At 62.7% G+C, this 14086-nt stretch carries 22 protein-coding genes; 10 read left to right on the top strand and 12 right to left on the bottom strand.

Translation table 11 applies throughout. From position 1 onward, the window contains the following. Nucleotides 1-632 precede the first annotated feature (632 nt). Nucleotides 633-1991 (top strand): chromate efflux transporter, encoded by a 1359-nt coding sequence (gene chrA / locus DTS01S_RS15205; RefSeq protein ID WP_061288029.1) that lies wholly within the window; start codon nucleotides 633-635, stop codon nucleotides 1989-1991. 39 nt (nucleotides 1992-2030) lie between these two features. Here chrA and DTS01S_RS15200 read toward each other — a convergent pair whose 3' ends face one another. The 10 genes from DTS01S_RS15200 to DTS01S_RS31495 form a co-directional block, all read right to left on the bottom strand. Continuing rightward, nucleotides 2031-2276, bottom strand: coding sequence for a cupredoxin domain-containing protein (locus DTS01S_RS15200; RefSeq protein ID WP_236884601.1), 246 nt, complete (start codon nucleotides 2274-2276; stop codon nucleotides 2031-2033). 131 nt (nucleotides 2277-2407) lie between these two features. Further along, nucleotides 2408-2974 (bottom strand): nuclease domain-containing protein, encoded by a 567-nt coding sequence (locus DTS01S_RS15195; protein WP_074931928.1) that lies wholly within the window; start codon nucleotides 2972-2974, stop codon nucleotides 2408-2410. Continuing rightward, complete coding sequence (locus DTS01S_RS15190) at nucleotides 2974-3474, bottom strand: recombination protein NinB (protein ID WP_061288026.1); 501 nt, start codon at nucleotides 3472-3474, stop codon at nucleotides 2974-2976. Before DTS01S_RS15190 ends, DTS01S_RS15195 begins: the two co-directional genes overlap by 1 nt. Beyond that, nucleotides 3467-3913: a hypothetical protein gene (locus tag DTS01S_RS15185; RefSeq protein ID WP_061288024.1), complete on the bottom strand. Its 447-nt coding sequence runs from the start codon at nucleotides 3911-3913 to the stop codon at nucleotides 3467-3469. Before DTS01S_RS15185 ends, DTS01S_RS15190 begins: the two co-directional genes overlap by 8 nt. After that, the gene (locus DTS01S_RS15180; protein WP_061288021.1) at nucleotides 3910-4620 is read right to left on the bottom strand and encodes an HNH endonuclease family protein; all 711 of its coding nucleotides are present in this window, start codon (nucleotides 4618-4620) and stop codon (nucleotides 3910-3912) included. The genes DTS01S_RS15185 and DTS01S_RS15180 overlap by 4 nt, the downstream gene beginning before the upstream one ends. After that, nucleotides 4617-4820, bottom strand: a complete 204-nt coding sequence (locus DTS01S_RS15175) for a hypothetical protein (protein WP_061288020.1) — start codon at nucleotides 4818-4820, stop codon at nucleotides 4617-4619. The genes DTS01S_RS15180 and DTS01S_RS15175 overlap by 4 nt, the downstream gene beginning before the upstream one ends. Next, nucleotides 4817-5356 (bottom strand): hypothetical protein, encoded by a 540-nt coding sequence (locus DTS01S_RS15170; RefSeq protein ID WP_061288019.1) that lies wholly within the window; start codon nucleotides 5354-5356, stop codon nucleotides 4817-4819. The genes DTS01S_RS15175 and DTS01S_RS15170 overlap by 4 nt, the downstream gene beginning before the upstream one ends. Nucleotides 5357-5359: 3 nt before the next feature. After that, complete coding sequence (locus DTS01S_RS15165) at nucleotides 5360-6292, bottom strand: DUF1376 domain-containing protein (protein WP_061288017.1); 933 nt, start codon at nucleotides 6290-6292, stop codon at nucleotides 5360-5362. Next, nucleotides 6270-6728, bottom strand: a complete 459-nt coding sequence (locus DTS01S_RS31215) for a hypothetical protein (protein ID WP_254788000.1) — start codon at nucleotides 6726-6728, stop codon at nucleotides 6270-6272. The genes DTS01S_RS15165 and DTS01S_RS31215 overlap by 23 nt, the downstream gene beginning before the upstream one ends. Next, the gene (locus tag DTS01S_RS31495) at nucleotides 6628-6840 is read right to left on the bottom strand and encodes a Cro/CI family transcriptional regulator (protein ID WP_074931921.1); all 213 of its coding nucleotides are present in this window, start codon (nucleotides 6838-6840) and stop codon (nucleotides 6628-6630) included. Before DTS01S_RS31495 ends, DTS01S_RS31215 begins: the two co-directional genes overlap by 101 nt. 84 nt (nucleotides 6841-6924) lie before the next feature. On the opposite strand from DTS01S_RS31495, the gene DTS01S_RS15155 reads away from it, so the two are divergent. Beyond that, nucleotides 6925-7389: a helix-turn-helix domain-containing protein gene (locus DTS01S_RS15155; protein WP_169804694.1), complete on the top strand. Its 465-nt coding sequence runs from the start codon at nucleotides 6925-6927 to the stop codon at nucleotides 7387-7389. On the opposite strand, the gene DTS01S_RS31490 is transcribed toward DTS01S_RS15155, so the two are convergent. Continuing rightward, the gene (locus tag DTS01S_RS31490) at nucleotides 7278-7673 is read right to left on the bottom strand and encodes a helix-turn-helix transcriptional regulator (RefSeq protein WP_367889567.1); all 396 of its coding nucleotides are present in this window, start codon (nucleotides 7671-7673) and stop codon (nucleotides 7278-7280) included. The two genes, DTS01S_RS15155 and DTS01S_RS31490, sit on opposite strands and share 112 nt — an antisense overlap. Before the next feature lie 614 nt (nucleotides 7674-8287). Here DTS01S_RS31490 and DTS01S_RS15150 point away from each other — a divergent pair. The 7 genes from DTS01S_RS15150 (at nucleotide 8288) to DTS01S_RS15125 (ending at nucleotide 12656) form a co-directional block, all read left to right on the top strand. Next, nucleotides 8288-9385: a P63C domain-containing protein gene (locus tag DTS01S_RS15150; RefSeq protein ID WP_254787999.1), complete on the top strand. Its 1098-nt coding sequence runs from the start codon at nucleotides 8288-8290 to the stop codon at nucleotides 9383-9385. A 134-nt stretch (nucleotides 9386-9519) separates the two neighbouring features. Continuing rightward, nucleotides 9520-9861, top strand: a complete 342-nt coding sequence (locus DTS01S_RS15145; protein WP_061288008.1) for a hypothetical protein — start codon at nucleotides 9520-9522, stop codon at nucleotides 9859-9861. A gap of 13 nt (nucleotides 9862-9874) precedes the next feature. Next, nucleotides 9875-10084 (top strand): hypothetical protein, encoded by a 210-nt coding sequence (locus tag DTS01S_RS15140; protein ID WP_061288006.1) that lies wholly within the window; start codon nucleotides 9875-9877, stop codon nucleotides 10082-10084. Beyond that, nucleotides 10081-10239, top strand: a complete 159-nt coding sequence (locus DTS01S_RS30890; protein ID WP_016452848.1) for a hypothetical protein — start codon at nucleotides 10081-10083, stop codon at nucleotides 10237-10239. The genes DTS01S_RS15140 and DTS01S_RS30890 overlap by 4 nt, the downstream gene beginning before the upstream one ends. 85 nt (nucleotides 10240-10324) lie before the next feature. Then, nucleotides 10325-11077 carry an ERF family protein gene (locus DTS01S_RS15135; RefSeq protein WP_061288005.1) on the top strand — a complete coding sequence of 251 codons (753 nt, stop codon included), beginning with the start codon at nucleotides 10325-10327 and terminating at the stop codon, nucleotides 11075-11077. A gap of 38 nt (nucleotides 11078-11115) precedes the next feature. Continuing rightward, the gene (locus DTS01S_RS15130) at nucleotides 11116-12192 is read left to right on the top strand and encodes a hypothetical protein (protein WP_255247320.1); all 1077 of its coding nucleotides are present in this window, start codon (nucleotides 11116-11118) and stop codon (nucleotides 12190-12192) included. Between the two features lie 167 nt (nucleotides 12193-12359). After that, a complete protein-coding gene (locus DTS01S_RS15125) occupies nucleotides 12360-12656 on the top strand; it encodes an H-NS histone family protein (RefSeq protein WP_061288003.1) in 297 nt (98 codons plus the stop codon). Here DTS01S_RS15125 and DTS01S_RS15120 read toward each other — a convergent pair. Next, nucleotides 12653-12910, bottom strand: coding sequence for a hypothetical protein (locus DTS01S_RS15120; RefSeq protein WP_061288002.1), 258 nt, complete (start codon nucleotides 12908-12910; stop codon nucleotides 12653-12655). The two genes, DTS01S_RS15125 and DTS01S_RS15120, sit on opposite strands and share 4 nt — an antisense overlap. A gap of 207 nt (nucleotides 12911-13117) precedes the next feature. On the opposite strand from DTS01S_RS15120, the gene DTS01S_RS15115 reads away from it, so the two are divergent. After that, nucleotides 13118-14074, top strand: coding sequence for a phosphoadenosine phosphosulfate reductase domain-containing protein (locus DTS01S_RS15115; RefSeq protein WP_061288001.1), 957 nt, complete (start codon nucleotides 13118-13120; stop codon nucleotides 14072-14074). Nucleotides 14075-14086 lie beyond the last annotated feature (12 nt).

Below are 14086 nucleotides of genomic sequence, written 5' to 3'. Positions count from 1 at the left end.
AACGCCCCGCTTACCAAGTCCTACCATTTGATGATCTCCGCGACGGGGCGTCATGCCCCCTAATTTTCAAGCGGGCATGCAACCTCCCTGGTGCACGCCCGAGCGGCATGATCATCAGATACAAAATAGCATTTAGTTAACAAAAATTAACAATTGATAGCCTCGTTTCATTTATTGAAAGCTATTAACAATTAGCGTGCTACCCAACTGAAGCGCGTCTGTTGCCAATGAAAAAAGCCCTGGCCGGTTTGGCACAGGGCTTGTTTGACCAAAGTGTGCGAGCGCAGCGCCCTGGCCTCATGGCAGCAAGACGAGCTTCCCCTATCTGGGCATCTACAGGCGGCGCGCGGCGATCTGCAGGCGCTCGGCCAGCGTGGGCTTTGCAGACGCCTTCGCGGCCCGTTGGGACGCCGACGCAGGTCTGGCGATAACTCCGCAGGCCTTTGTGGCAGGGAAAAGCCTAATCGCTTCAGACCGGGATGCTGCTGCCTGCACATGATCAAAAACCGGATGCGCCACCACTTCAGTCCATGCATCTGGGGTAGCATCACAGCTATCGGGAATGCAGCCTCCCGTCCCTCTCGGGTAGACGGTGTCTCGTCCAAGCGCTGGAATTTCGCTATGGAGTTTCTATGGACACCACTTCGCCCATCGCCGCCGATCCGGCAAGCACATCGCCTCTGCCGCTTTCCGAAGCGCTGCGTTTCTGGCTGAAGCTAGGCTTCATCAGCTTTGGAGGCCCTGCAGGGCAGATTGCCCTAATGCACGAAGAGCTGGTCGAACGCCGACGCTGGATTTCTGAAAAGCGGTTTCTGCATGCATTGAACTATTGCATGCTGTTGCCAGGCCCAGAGGCGCAGCAACTGGCAACCTACATCGGCTGGCTGCTACATCGCACATGGGGCGGAATCTTGGCAGGGCTGCTCTTTGTTCTGCCGTCACTGTTCATCATCATCGGACTCGCTTGGCTGTACATGGCCCATGGAGACATGCCGGTCATTGCGGGCATCTTCTACGGCATCAAGCCTGCAGTCACAGCCTTGGTTGTGCAAGCCGCATATCGAGTCGGCTCCAGAACGTTGAAGAACGGCTGGTTGTGGGGAATCGCAGTGTCGGCTTTCATTGCCATCTTTGCGCTGAACGTAGCCTTCCCGATCATCGTCACGGTGGCAGCCTTGGTCGGCTACGCCGTCAGTCGAATCCAGCCGGATACATTTCGTGGAAGTGTCGCACACAGCACTTCAGGCACGTCGGCGACCTCTGCGCCTGCACTCATCGATGACGCCACCCCGCCGCCAGCGCATGCACTCTTCTCTTGGCATAGATTCTGGACGGTGATGGTGTCATTCACCGGAATCTGGATTGCTGCAATCGGTTGCCTGGCGTGGTTCTATGGACTGGATTCAGTACTGTTCCACATGGGTTGGTTCTTCACCAAGGCAGCGCTGATGACCTTCGGTGGAGCATACGCGGTGCTGCCATACGTGTACCAGGGTGCGGTAGATCATTTCCAATGGCTGACGCCCACCCAGATGATCGACGGACTGGCACTTGGTGAAACTACGCCTGGCCCGCTCATCATGGTCGTTTCATTTGTCGCATTCGTTGGCGGATGGACTAAGGAGATCTACGGCACGCATTCATTGCTGCTGGGTGGGGCAGTCGCGGCGACTGTGGCCACGTTCTTCACATTCCTGCCCTCGTTCTTCTTCATTCTGCTGGGTGGCCCATTCATCGAGTCCACGCACGGCAATCTCAAATTCACAGCCCCCCTCACTGCCATTACGGCCGCCGTGGTGGGTGTGATAGTGAACTTGGCAGCATTTTTCGCTTATCACGTCTTCTGGCCGAGTGGTCTTACCGGTGCGGTAGACTGGGCATCAATCGCCATAGGGATTGCTGCGGCTGTCGCGCTCATCCGGTTCAAGGCGGGCGTTGTCCCGGTCATTGCCATGGCGGGGCTGGCAGGACTTTTGGTTCGGCTCGCCTGACCGGAATCATGGAGGCTATAGATGCGGCACCTACCACCGCTACTGCAGCCTGTACCGTAGAACCGGCTTACGCGCTGGCAGCTCAGTGAGTCGGCTTTCCACCAGGCGCTCGCGCACCAAATACAGCAGCGCCCAATCGATTTCGCCCTTGCTGCGGCCCAGGGCCAAGACCAGTTCGCAGTGGAAGAACCAGCGCCCGGGGGCCTGGCGCAGAAACCGCAGCAGCACGTCGGTGCCACTTCCCGGGCGGATGACGCCTTGAGGGCGCGGGTTGTTGCGCCGCATGCCCTCCTCCTCCTGCCGGCCTTCCAATTGGCCAGCCATCCAATCCATGCAGTTCAAGCGGGGCCACCTTCTTGTTTTTGCGTGTCGTCGCGGTTCGTGTGCGCGGCCTTGGTTTCCAAGATGGTCCTCTTTCAAAAATCCAGAATCGGCATGGCGTTGAGCAGGCCCAGCGCCCACAGCACAGCGGCGCGGTCGCGGGCATCGATGTTCGGGGCGTAGGCCAGCGCGCGCCACGCCAGGACTTGGCGCAGGTGCGCGACCATGAACGCGGCTTCCTTACGCGCGGCCGGTGCAGGCCCCTGGTCCAGCCAGGAATGGCACGCGGCACAGCCCCAGGCGCTGTAGTGGTCGTCGGCCTTCCTGCGCTCCCCCTTCCCGTGGATGGACAGATTGCTGTGGCAGCAGACCACGGTGGTGGTGTCGTTCGTGCAGACCCCGGGGACCAGCAGCAGGCACTGCTGACCCTTGGCCAGGGCACGCAGGCGCGGGTTGCGCTGGGCCACGGTCTTCGGCGCGGGCATGACCTGGTGCTGGTCGATGAGCGCCACAGTGGCATCCCGCGGCCGGGCCTCGGCCATGGCGCGGGCAGCACGGGCCTCCAGGCGCTGCTCGCGCGCCACCTCGTGGGCAGCATGGGACGCAGGAGCGGCCCGCCGGCGGAACCCTGCCCCGCCGGACTTGAAGGCAGTGCGGCGCATCAGGGGCACACCCCGCCAATCACCTCGCCCGTGTCCGGGTGGGTCTGCTCGCGCTCCCACTGCTCGAAGGTCGCCGGGAACTCCACGTTCAGGTCGCTGATGGCGTGGGCCATCACACGGTCGATCAGGTCGCCGTACTCGCGCACGCCCAGACTCTCCGTGCTGATGCGCTCCTGCGTGGTGGTCGTGGCTCCGCTGATCGGGTCATGGTGCGTCACAGCGCGGCTGCCCAGGAACTCGGAACGGAAGTGCTCCTTCCAGGTGGCTTTCGAGTGCCGGCGGCCGTCGATGACGACCTGGCGCGCGATCTCTGCCAGCACGAAGTCGTGATAGAAAGTCCGCTGCCTGTCGGTCTTGGCGTCCTCGTGCAAGCGCACGAACACCTCCAGGCGCCGGCCGGCCTCCCACTGCTGCATGCACCAGGGCGCCACGAGCTGCAGGAAGTTGGCCCGGGCCTGCTCGGGGCCATCCCAGCGGGCGTGCAGGGCAATCTCAGCCATGGCGGCCTCCTCGCAGATCCGCAGCGCGGCGATATGGCCAGGCCACCATGGCCGCGTCGCGGCTGTGCTCGTTGCTCGGGCCCGTCCAGCCCGTGACGGCCGCGAAGCGCCGCGCATCCAGCTTGCCACCCTTCCCTGCCGGGCTGATGCCGTGGGCCGGGATGCCCAGGTCTGCGCAGTGCGCCGTGATGTCCGCACAGCGCGCGTCCACCTGGCCGACGTTGCGCGCCATCTTGGCGCTGGCAGCGCCGGTCTTGCCGCGCGTCCAGGTGTGCGACTGCAGCCGGCTGTCTTCGAAGACCACGCGCGACGGCATGCGCGCGGCCAGCGTGCGCTCGATGTGGTGCGGCGGGATCGTCAGCAGCTCCACCAGCTGGCCGTCCACGAAAACGGCCACGCCCGTGTTGGCTCCGGGGTCCATTCCAAGGATCACAGTCATGCCCGCGCCCTCCCCGGGATCAGCGCGGTGAACATGCCGCCCTCCTCCCGCCACGTCTCGTTCCTGCGGATCTGGCCGATGGTGGGCTTCGATACGCCGTAGCGCTCTGCCAGCACAGTCTCCGATTCCGCGCTCGCACGGATGGCCCGCACCTTCTCGATGGTCAGCTTGCCGCGCGCTGCCTGTTGTGCGCGGGCAATGCGCAGCTTGGTCAGCGGCGTGAGGCTGCGGCCGCGCGCTTTTTCAGCGCGGGTGCCCAGCTTCATGTGCTCATAGGCCACGCATGCGGGGTCATCGCAGGCCGCACGGACTGTCTGCTGCAGGCCCAGCGGACCCCGCCTGATCGTCCAAACCACGCGGCGGGCTGCCGTGGGCGGGCCGTCCGGCCCGAACCGCACCATGGGGCCGCGGCGCGGGTCGATGTAGCCTGTCCAGATCAAGCAGCCATCCACGGTGCGACGGCACTTGCCCTCGATCAGCTGCAGGCGCAGTTCGTCGGGCATCACCCAGTCGGTGACCACGTAGTGCGGGAAGCGGTCCAGCTGGATCAGCCTGACGAGGCGTTGCTCCGTCAGTTCATCGATGATGGCGCGCAGTTGGGCGCGGGCTGGATCAGACATCGTGCCAGCCAGAGCGGCGTACTGAACGGGGCCGGCCTCGATGGTCGCCAGCACCTGGTCGCGGGCAAACTCAAACCTGCGGGTCATTGGGAATTCCTGAGCGAGAAGTGGTACACGCCGAACCCATCAGGGCCGGTGCTTTCAGGGCGGACGCGGCCGGCGCGCACGGCTGCCTCGGCCTCGACCTGGTTGACGGAGATCTCGCGGCCGCGCTGGACTGCGTAGAAGCGGAACCCGGGCCGGTAGCGCAGCACGGCGCCAGTCTTGAGCAACTGCAGCAGCGTCATCGCGGCCAGCCCTCCATGCCCAGGGCCTGCATCGCGGCGCGGATGGACGTGCGCGTCAGCGTCTGGTCGCCGGCCTGCACGCGCGCCACGATGCGGCGGGCCCAGTCCTTGCCATCGCCCTGCGGCTCGATCTGGACGTGCACAGGCGCCGCGTTGGGCTCCGGCAGTGCCAGCCAGCCCTGCTCCTCTGCGTGCGTCCTGCGCGGCGTGGCCGCCCTGCACATGGCCTCAAACTGCGGCAGGTGCGGCGGATAGTCCGGGTGCTCTGCCGTCAGGCGTGCGACAGCGGACTCGATCACGTCCGGCGAGTACTTGGCCAGCGTCGTGCGCCAGACCCGCATCGCGGCGCGCACACCCAGGTCGCGGCCTTGGTCGTCCAGCACGCCCGTGGCGAATTTGCTCAGGAACAACGACCCGTAGCAGCCCTGCATCACGAGGAACAGGTTCTTCACGGCCGGGTTCGCGGCGGCCTGGTCCGCCGGCTCTCGCGCACCATCGCGCAGCGCTGCCGGTGCCAGCGCGGAAATTTTCTGCATCGCTCAGTCCCCCACGATGGCCGCATACGCGGCGCTGTGCTTGTTGCTGCCCCGGGTGGCGCGCTCGCCCTTCTCCCGCATGCAGGTCGCCTTCAGGTACTCCACGGGGTCCGCCGGCCGCGCCACGACCGCAGCACGCACGGCATTGACCACGATCTGGTCGCCGTAGTCCTTGACCAGCTTTCCCACGAACGAGCCGCACTGAGCCGGCGGCAGGCCTGCCTGGGCCAGCAGGGACTTGCCCGCACGCCACAGCTCGTCCTTCGTCATCTCGCCCGGCGGCTTGGCGGCGGTGCCGCCCGTAGCGTTAGCTACGGAATAAAGAGTTCCCTCTCCCTCTCCCTCTCTGTTCCCTCTAAGAGCGTTTTCCGCTGGAACTTGGCCGGAAGTCGCACCGTTTTCCGAGCGATTTCCGGCGGAAATCGCTTGGGGCTCCGGTGGAATTCCGTGGGGGTAGGCGCCGGAATTCCACTGCTCCGGCGTTGGAATTCCGAACAGGGGCTTGCCGGATTTCTCCCGCGCCTTGTTCTCTTTCCGCAGGCGGTCCAGGAACTTTCCGTAGGCGTGCCGCCGCTTCGCCGCGCCCGCAGCCACGGCCTTCTCAGCGATCACGGGGTGGTACAGACGGCCATCGCTGCACTTCACGAAGCCAGACAGGGCCTCGGCCCGCACCTTCTTCCATTCGCGCACGCTGATAGGCATGCGGCCGTAGCCGGCCAGGTTGGCCAGCTCTACGTCGTCATCGGGCAGCGAGGCAGCGGGAATCTGGTGCCAGGCCGCGCACCACAGCAGCACGCCAGCGCGGAACGCATCACCGTTGGGCGTCGATGCAAAACGCGAGTCGCGCAGGCGCCGAACATCCAGCTCCATGTACGGGAAGTCGCTCAAGTCGCAGTCAGCGGGAACGAGGGGTTCAGGAAGCTGTTGCTCGGGCATTCCCCACCTCTTCCTCGGCCGCTGGCAGACCAAAGGTCTCCGGCGGGGCTCCAAGCGCTTCCACCAGCAGCGGATTGCCCCGCAGCTGACGCACGATCAGACTTGCCTCATGCAACGCTTCTTTCGCATGCTCTTCCAACAGCGCCTCGATGTAGGCCGGGCGCTCCATGCCCTTGGCCCGGGCCAGCGCGTCGAGAACGCGCAGGGTGTTGGCATCGCACTGCTGACGCAGCTCCATGGTGTTGGAGCAGCTGGTACGACCGGGGCCTCGGGCGAAAGCAACTATCAGTTGCGATGCACGGCGAAGCACTGATTGCCGTGAGCCGGGATGGACTTCAAGCATCTGTTCCCGCCCCTTCCACCGCGTTGCGTAAGGCAGGCCGATCTGCAAGCAGCCGCCCTGCGGTAGCCAACTGAATTTGGTACTGGCGACCATCAGGAATGTGGCCTTGCTCAACCCACCCCGAGATCGAGGATTGCGCACATCCCAGCGCACGGGCGGCAAGCGACTGGGTCTTGAAGTAGGTGATGAGTTCGGAGGGTGTCATCCTGCCGATTATTCGGTATTCCGATAAATCGGTCAATAAAAAAACATCGATTTTCCGAATTTTTAAGGATGGATGATTGAGCTTATGATGCCCCCTCCAGACTTCGCTGCCTTTGGCGACCGCCTACAGTGGTGGATGGCTGAGCGTGGTTACAAACAGAAGGAACTCGCGGAGCTGGCCGGGATGGGCCAACCCGCGCTCAACGAATTGCTGAAAGGAAAAACCAAGGAGCCCCGCGCATCGCACTTCCTTGGTTTGTGTCACGCCCTTGCACTTCGCCCTGAGTACCTGCTACACGGCGAGGGGCCTCCAGAAGTCACAAACTTTGCGCAGCTCACCGGCCTGGAGGCCCAGCTTGTGATGCTCTTTCGCGGCCTCCCCGACGATGCAAAGCGCGACGCAATGCTCATCGACTTGAACCACGAGTTCAACAACTATCAGGCCGCCAAATCCCCTTCCACACCATCAGTGCGTCGAACAGCTGCAGCTGGCCCGCGCTCGCCAGCGGTGAGGAAGTCGGCCAAAAAGCTGGTGGACCAGGGCCTTTGATCAGCCAACGCGGCCGTTGGCTTGCGTATAGGCTTAGCTTCGATCTTCCGCACCATCAGAGCACTGATGCCGCTTTTCGCAAAACTATCGCCGAACAGCAGCTCGTGAGCACAGACACAGAATAGCTCCGACAGCTCTGCAAGTTGAGTTGCGGAAGGCGAAGCTATCCCTCTCTCCCAAGCCGACACCGCTTGCCTCGTCCCACCGAGGGAATTGGCCACATAGTCTTGGCTCATGCCCAGCGCCATACGCGCGCTCTTGATCCGGGCACCTAACCCCTGCATCCGCTCCGACTTCATTCAACTTCCTGCACTGTGTTTTTTAACAGTATGGCAGACAGTTACACGTATGTCACCCGCAATCGTAGGTTGCGCAATCCTAGATTGCGGAGCGCAACGCACAGTTGCGCAATCCAGGATTGCCTCTTCGGAGCACCGAACAATCCACCATGACAGCCATCCATGATCGCGGAAAATTTCCGAAAATAATTCGGAATTCCGATTGACAAGAAAATTCGGTGTTCCGATAATTCGCCTCGTCAGCAGCAATCTTGCTGCCGGCGGGCTCCACGGCATTGGCCGGGCCAGCCCCGGTCTTTCAAAAATTGCAGCCGATGTTTGCCCCACCTGCGGGGCATCCCGGCAAACGCACCAGTGGGCATGGGCCACTGCTCTGCTCTGGCAGTCCTGCCAGGCCCAGTCGGCCAAGCGCCGTAGACGGGCAATGAGGTGAGGCAAACAGGGAGGCCAAGAACAGAAAAGCCCTGCGCGCAAGCGCTGACGGCCCGGAAAGAACGGGCGAAACCAAAGCGGCTTCCAACCGAGGCCGCTTTGGTTTCACGGTAGTCGCGCCCATACGCTTCCAGATAAGCCCGAACCGGGCCTCAGCATGCTGGCGCATGCATCGTAAATTTATGCACGCAAAATTTGAAATCTGCTTGCATTTATGTATCATGCAAGCACTTTCACAACTTTTTGGGTGGCGCAGAATGGCAACCAAAGACACCAAAGGGAAGGCCGCCGGAGGGCTCGCCCGGGCTGCAAAGCTGTCTAAGACAGAACTGAGTGCGCAAGCCAGCAAGGCAGCGAAAGCGAAAGCCGAGAATGCCAAGCTACCGATGGCAACACACGGATCTGAAGACCATCCTCTTGTGCTGGGCGAGGTCAAGATCCCGTGCTACGTGCTGGAAGACGGGACACGAGTTTTATCTGAGCGCGGCTTGACTGCTGCGCTCAAAATCACACGCGGCTCTACCGCCACTGGGGACTCGCGTGTGGTGAGCTTTGCCGCCCACTCTTCCATCGTCGAGTTCAGCAAAAACGACTTGGTCGCGTCTTTGAAGAACCCAATCAAATTCCGTCGTCAAGATGCGGGGCGCATCACATACGGCTATCAAGCTGATGTGCTGGCCGACATTTGCGAAGCTGTTCTGGCGGCTCGGGCAGCAAACAGGCTGCCACCCGCTTACGAGAACATTGCAATTCAATGCGAGATCTTGGTTCGCGGCTTTGCTCGAGTTGGCATCATCGCTTTGATCGATGAGGCTACGGGTTACGAAAAGGACCGTGCCAAGGACTCACTTGCCAAGATTCTGGAAGCCTTTGTCGCCAAGGAACTCCAACCCTACGTGCGCACCTTCCCCGCCGATTTCTATGAGAACTTGTTCAGGCTGCGGGGATTGAAGTACCCCCCAGAGAACCCAAAATTCCGCCCTCAGTACTTCGGCATGCTGACTAACGACATCGTTTATGAGCGCTTGGCTCCTGGCCTGCTTGAAGAGCTAAAGCGCCAAGCAGCCAAAGATGAAAAAAAGGCGCGACTACATCAACGACTCACCCAAGAAGTTGGCCATCCGAAGCTGCGGGAGCACCTAGCGTCAGTTGTCATGGCAATGAAATTGTCTACTGACTACCCCGACTTCATCAGCAAACTGAACCGCTTCCACCCACGCTTTGGTGACTCCTACACACTGAACCTTGAGCAGCCAGATCGATGATCTCGCAGTTCATGAACCATCCAACAACAAGGACTCTCCGTCAGTACAGAAATATGGAGTAAGTCCTTCAATCCTCAGATTTTCAGGCCCGCAGCCTCATGGCTAGCGGGCCTTTTTCATTTCCGGAGGCCCACATGAATGCACGACTCCCCTCTATCTGCTGGGCCTCCGTGGCCGATGCCGAGCGCGCGGCACAGGAAGACCGCGCCGAGGCAGAAGACGTCGAGCTGGACGCCTATGTCCGCGACTACTACGGCCCGCCATTCGCGGCCGAGTTCGTGCAGGAAGCCCTGCAGGCCGCGCAGTACGAGCTGGCCCAGCAGATCGCCGCCGCCAGCGAGCGCATGGGCCAGAGCCTGAATCCCGAGCACCCGCAGCTGACCGTCATGGGCAATTCCATGGACGAGTGGCTGCGGGCCTATGCCCGCCAACGTGCCCGCGAAGACATCGCAGACCTTCAACGAAACCGCCACTGATCGAGGAGCCACCATGCACCAACGTGACGAAATTCCGAACCCGCCGCCGCTTGCATGGCTGATTGCCATGCTGCTGGGCATCAGCCTGCTGTGCCTGCAGGCAACGCTGGACGATGAGCCCGGCAAGGCGCCGCCCGCCACCGTCAGCGCGCTGGCGTGCCCCGGCATGCATGCGGAATGGCTGGACGAGAGGCAGGTGGAATGCCACCGCGAAAAGCCATGAAGCTATCCGAACTCACCGACGCCGAGAAGGTGCCCATGCTGCTCGAATTGCTTGAAGAGGCCGGGGAAAAACTGGACCGCGCTTGGCCTGCCGGCGGGCGCCGCTACCTGTCCGCCGTCCGCGAAATGCGCGGCGATCCGGAAGACCCGGAATGACCGCCCCATCCACCAAGCGCCACGCCGGCGCCGACCATCGCCCGCTGCTGCGGGCGTTACTTTTTCCGCAACCTCCGAGGTTCCCATGAACGCTGTTTCAAACACCGAAGCGGCAGCCATTGACCTGATGCCAACGGCAAACGCCGCGCCCGCTGCCCTGGTCATGTCCCCTGCTGCGCACTTCCTGCTGACGCTGCAAGAGCGCGGCGTGCCGCCCGAGCAGATCGAAAAATTGATGGATCTGTGGGAGCGAGGTGAGCGCCGAGAGGCAGAGAAGGCCTACAACGAAGCATTGGCCGCTTTCCAGGCCAAGGGCATCAGAATCATGAAGCGCAAGGCCGTGGACTTCACCACAATGAAGGGCCGCACCAGCTACATGCACGCCGAACTGGATGACGTGGTGCAGGCCGTGGGCCCGGAGCTGTCCGCCCACGGCTTCTCGCGGTCCTGGGAAACCAGCCAGGCCGGCCGCGACATCACCGTGACCTGCAAGCTGCGGCATCGTCTAGGCCACAGCGAAAAGATCTCGCTCACGGCCCAACCCGACGAGACCGGAGGCAAGAACGCCATCCAGGCCATCATTTCCACCACGACCTACCTGCAGCGGCACACGCTCAAGCAGATCACGGGCGTGGCCGAGGCCGGCGAGGACGACGACGGCCAAGGCGGCGCCGCTGCCCCACTGAATGCGCATGCGCAGGGCTGGGTGGACTACATCATCAGCGTGCGCGGTACCGACAAGTTCGCCGAGGCCTGCCGCGAAGGCCGTGCCGCCCTCACCGAAGACCGCGCCGGCCTCATCGCCTTCAACGCTGCCGCCACAAGAGGCGCGCCATGAGGCCCATCCTGTTTCGCTGCTCGAGCATCGGCAGGTTGATGACCGCGCCCGCGAGCATCGACCCCGCGCTGATCACGCCCGAGGTCGAGGCCATCCAGGCCAAGAAGGAGCGCACAGACCAGGAAAAGGCCCTGCTCGAAGACCTCAAGCTGCGCACGCTCAGCGAAGGCGCCAAGACCTATATCCGCGAGCTGGTGCGGCAGGAAATATGGGGCGTGGACTTCAACTTTTCGAGCAAGTACACCGAGAAGGGCAAGGCTGTAGAAGCGGAAGGCCTGGCCCTGCTGAACCGTGTGCGCGGACTGGCCCTGGTCAAGAACATCGAGCGGCGCAGCGACGGCCAGATCACGGGTGAAGCCGACACCGTGGACCTGGTGCGCCGCTGCGGCCACGACCTGAAATGCTCGTGGAGTCTGCAAACCTTCCCCGCATTCGTGCGCGACTGCGAGGACTCGCTGTATGCATGGCAGATGCGCGGCTACATGCGCCTGTGGGGCGTGGACCGCTGGGAGGTCAACTACGCCATGGTCAACACGCCAGAGGGTCTGCTGGGCCAGCACGAGCCGCAACACCTCCACCTGGTCGAGCACATCCCGGAGCACATGCGCCTGACCACCTGGGCCATCGAGCGCGACCGCGCCCTGGAGGCGCAGATGGACGTGAAGCTGGAACTGGCCCGGGCGTACTACGCGCAGTGCATCGCGGAATTCACGGCCACGCACCCGGAGCCAGCGCCTGCCGCCAGCGACGAGGCACTGCCGCAGCCCGAACTGATCGGTTTCGACCTGGCCACGCAGCCAGATCTGCATGTCGAGGTGGAGATTGCGCCCATCCTTACGCCGCAGCCCGAACCACCGGCCGCACTCCAGCCGGCTGCGCTGGACCAGCAGCAGCTGCAGGAGCTGGTGGCCAGCGGCCAGACCTTGAAGCTGGGCCAGATCAATGCCCGCCTGGGCATCCTCGAGGTCAGCGCCATCACAGCCAACGCGGTGGGCGTGCAGACCGTCAAGGAGCGTGGCGCAGTGCACATGCCGGAAAGCAGCTTCACCGCTTTCTGCAACGGCCTGATCGCGCACATCACCGACGTGCGTGACAGCTACCAGGCCCAGCCATGAGCCTGCGCAGCGTGCTTCTGTGCGCCGCCGGCATGAGCCTGCCGGCCGACAACACCGGCTTTGCCGGAGCCTTCCTGCTCGCGGCTGCGTTTATCAATTGATAATTGATTCTTAAAGGCCCTGTTACACGGGCTTCAACTTTCCTAAACCCACTGGAGAAATCGAAGATGACTGACTACAAGACCCTGCTGCAGCAAAAGGCGGAACTGGAGGCGCGCATCGCTGAAGTGATGAAGACCGAAAAGGCCGGCGCGGTCGCAGAGGCCCGCGCCCTGATTCAGCAGTACCAACTAACCCAGCAAGACGTGTTCCCCACCTCCGGCTTCAAGGCGAAGGGCTCGGTGGGCGCGCCCAAGTTCCGTGATCCCGAGACTGGCGCGACCTGGACCGGCCGGGGCAAGCCTCCGAACTGGATCAGCGGCAAGGACCGCGCGTCATTCCTGATTGCCCAGACGCCAGCCTAATTGGCGAGTTCGCGCAGGCTCGCGAGTATGCGATTCTGCGTTGCTTTATCCGCAGGGTCGTCGACCTCAATCACAAGCAGGTGATAGGGCTGTTGCACGGACCTACTCATTGCAGCGAGCGCTGGCACCTCGTAAATCGGAACCCCAAGTTTTTCGCCGGGGCGTGAAAGCATAACCATGCTGGCATGCCATAAATTCACTGCATTGAGTTTCTCTTCAGGTATTCGAATATCCATAGCGATTTGCTCCTGCATCTCAATTGCAGAAACGCTCTTGTTTGAGACGAATTGCCAATGAGAAGCCCATTAGATAACGAGCGAAAAATTATTCAAAGCCGCATTACATATGCGCACATCTAAGGAGGCATCAGCACAGCGCATGGGCGCTGTCCTGATACCTCCCCTCCCCCTTCCAAAGCCAGCCACCGAGCTGGCTTTTTCTCGCCCCGAGGAACCCACCCCATGGCGACAAAGCACGTCATTTCCGTATCTGGCGGCAAGGACAGCACAGCCGTGCTGCTGCTCGCCCTGGAGCGCTGCCCGCCTGGCAGCGTGGTCCCCATCTTCTGCGACACGGGCAACGAGCACCAGGCCGTCTATGACTACCTGGACTATCTGGAGCAAGCACTGGGCGTGACCATCCACAGGCTGCGCGCGGACTTTACCGAGCGCTTTGCTGTGCGCCGCATGTTCATCGCCCGCGACTGCCGCAACCGGCGCGACAAGCGCGGGCGCAAGGTGCGCTGGACCAACAAGGCAAAGCGCCGCGCCCTGGCGGCCCTGCGCCCTTCCGGCAATCCATTCCTGGATTTGTGCATGCTCAAGGGCCGCTTTCCAAGCCGCAAAGCCCAGTTCTGCACGGAAGCCCTCAAGCGGGATGTAGCAGTCGAGTTCCAACTGGGCCTGCAGGAGCAGGGGCATCGCGTTATCAGCTGGCAGGGCGTGCGCCGCGACGAATCCGAGGCCCGGCGCCAGGCCAAGCTGGCCGAGCGCATCGGGCCCGGTCTGCGGGCCTTCCGGCCGCTCGTGGCCTGGACTGCTGCTGATGTCTTCGCCTTCTGCGCTGCCCGCAGCATCCAGCCGAACCCGCTTTATCTGCAGGGAGCCAGCCGCGTGGGCTGCATGCCCTGCATCAACTGTCGCAAAGACGAACTGCAGCAGATCTCCATGCGCTGGCCCGAGCACCCCCTGCGCATCAGCGACTGGGAACACCTGGTGAGCCAGTGCAGCAAGCGCGGCTTCTCAACCTTCTTCACCGACTCTCATTCAGCGCCCGACCGCCGCCAGGTCTTCGCCGACTTGCATATCTGGTCCCGCATCGAGTGGGCCAAGACCACGCGCGGCGGCCGGCAGTACGACCTGCTGGCCGGCCTGGACGAACCAACCACATGCGCATCGGCCTACGGCCTGTGCGAGTGACTTGCCAGTCTC

Origin of the sequence: Delftia tsuruhatensis NBRC 16741 (assembly GCF_001571325.1) — a bacterium.
GTDB classification, from domain to species: Bacteria; Pseudomonadota; Gammaproteobacteria; order Burkholderiales; family Burkholderiaceae_C; genus Comamonas; species Comamonas tsuruhatensis.
The sequence above is the reverse complement of the archived record's forward strand: the minus strand, read 5'-3'. Positions and strand labels throughout refer to the sequence as shown.

Bases quoted from the DNA above. Each gene is read 5' to 3' on its own strand.
- DTS01S_RS31215 (WP_254788000.1), bottom strand. From the start codon at position 6,728: ATGGTCGCCAGTACCAAATTCAGTTGGCTACCGCAGGGCGGCTGCTTG.
- DTS01S_RS15155 (WP_169804694.1), top strand. From the start codon at position 6,925: ATGATGCCCCCTCCAGACTTCGCTGCCTTTGGCGACCGCCTACAGTGG.
- DTS01S_RS15195 (WP_074931928.1), bottom strand. From the start codon at position 2,974: ATGCGCCGCACTGCCTTCAAGTCCGGCGGGGCAGGGTTCCGCCGGCGG.
- DTS01S_RS15180 (WP_061288021.1), bottom strand. From the start codon at position 4,620: ATGACCCGCAGGTTTGAGTTTGCCCGCGACCAGGTGCTGGCGACCATC.
- DTS01S_RS15175 (WP_061288020.1), bottom strand. From the start codon at position 4,820: ATGACGCTGCTGCAGTTGCTCAAGACTGGCGCCGTGCTGCGCTACCGG.
- DTS01S_RS15150 (WP_254787999.1), top strand. From the start codon at position 8,288: ATGCATCGTAAATTTATGCACGCAAAATTTGAAATCTGCTTGCATTTA.
- chrA (WP_061288029.1), top strand. From the start codon at position 633: ATGGACACCACTTCGCCCATCGCCGCCGATCCGGCAAGCACATCGCCT.
- DTS01S_RS15120 (WP_061288002.1), bottom strand. From the start codon at position 12,910: ATGCAGGAGCAAATCGCTATGGATATTCGAATACCTGAAGAGAAACTC.
- DTS01S_RS15140 (WP_061288006.1), top strand. From the start codon at position 9,875: ATGCACCAACGTGACGAAATTCCGAACCCGCCGCCGCTTGCATGGCTG.
- DTS01S_RS30890 (WP_016452848.1), top strand. From the start codon at position 10,081: ATGAAGCTATCCGAACTCACCGACGCCGAGAAGGTGCCCATGCTGCTC.
- DTS01S_RS15165 (WP_061288017.1), bottom strand. From the start codon at position 6,292: ATGCCCGAGCAACAGCTTCCTGAACCCCTCGTTCCCGCTGACTGCGAC.
- DTS01S_RS31490 (WP_367889567.1), bottom strand. From the start codon at position 7,673: ATGCAGGGGTTAGGTGCCCGGATCAAGAGCGCGCGTATGGCGCTGGGC.
- DTS01S_RS15200 (WP_236884601.1), bottom strand. From the start codon at position 2,276: ATGCGGCGCAACAACCCGCGCCCTCAAGGCGTCATCCGCCCGGGAAGT.
- DTS01S_RS15170 (WP_061288019.1), bottom strand. From the start codon at position 5,356: ATGCAGAAAATTTCCGCGCTGGCACCGGCAGCGCTGCGCGATGGTGCG.
- DTS01S_RS15130 (WP_255247320.1), top strand. From the start codon at position 11,116: ATGACCGCGCCCGCGAGCATCGACCCCGCGCTGATCACGCCCGAGGTC.
- DTS01S_RS15115 (WP_061288001.1), top strand. From the start codon at position 13,118: ATGGCGACAAAGCACGTCATTTCCGTATCTGGCGGCAAGGACAGCACA.
- DTS01S_RS15125 (WP_061288003.1), top strand. From the start codon at position 12,360: ATGACTGACTACAAGACCCTGCTGCAGCAAAAGGCGGAACTGGAGGCG.
- DTS01S_RS15190 (WP_061288026.1), bottom strand. From the start codon at position 3,474: ATGGCTGAGATTGCCCTGCACGCCCGCTGGGATGGCCCCGAGCAGGCC.
- DTS01S_RS15185 (WP_061288024.1), bottom strand. From the start codon at position 3,913: ATGACTGTGATCCTTGGAATGGACCCCGGAGCCAACACGGGCGTGGCC.
- DTS01S_RS31495 (WP_074931921.1), bottom strand. From the start codon at position 6,840: ATGACACCCTCCGAACTCATCACCTACTTCAAGACCCAGTCGCTTGCC.
- DTS01S_RS15135 (WP_061288005.1), top strand. From the start codon at position 10,325: ATGAACGCTGTTTCAAACACCGAAGCGGCAGCCATTGACCTGATGCCA.
- DTS01S_RS15145 (WP_061288008.1), top strand. From the start codon at position 9,520: ATGAATGCACGACTCCCCTCTATCTGCTGGGCCTCCGTGGCCGATGCC.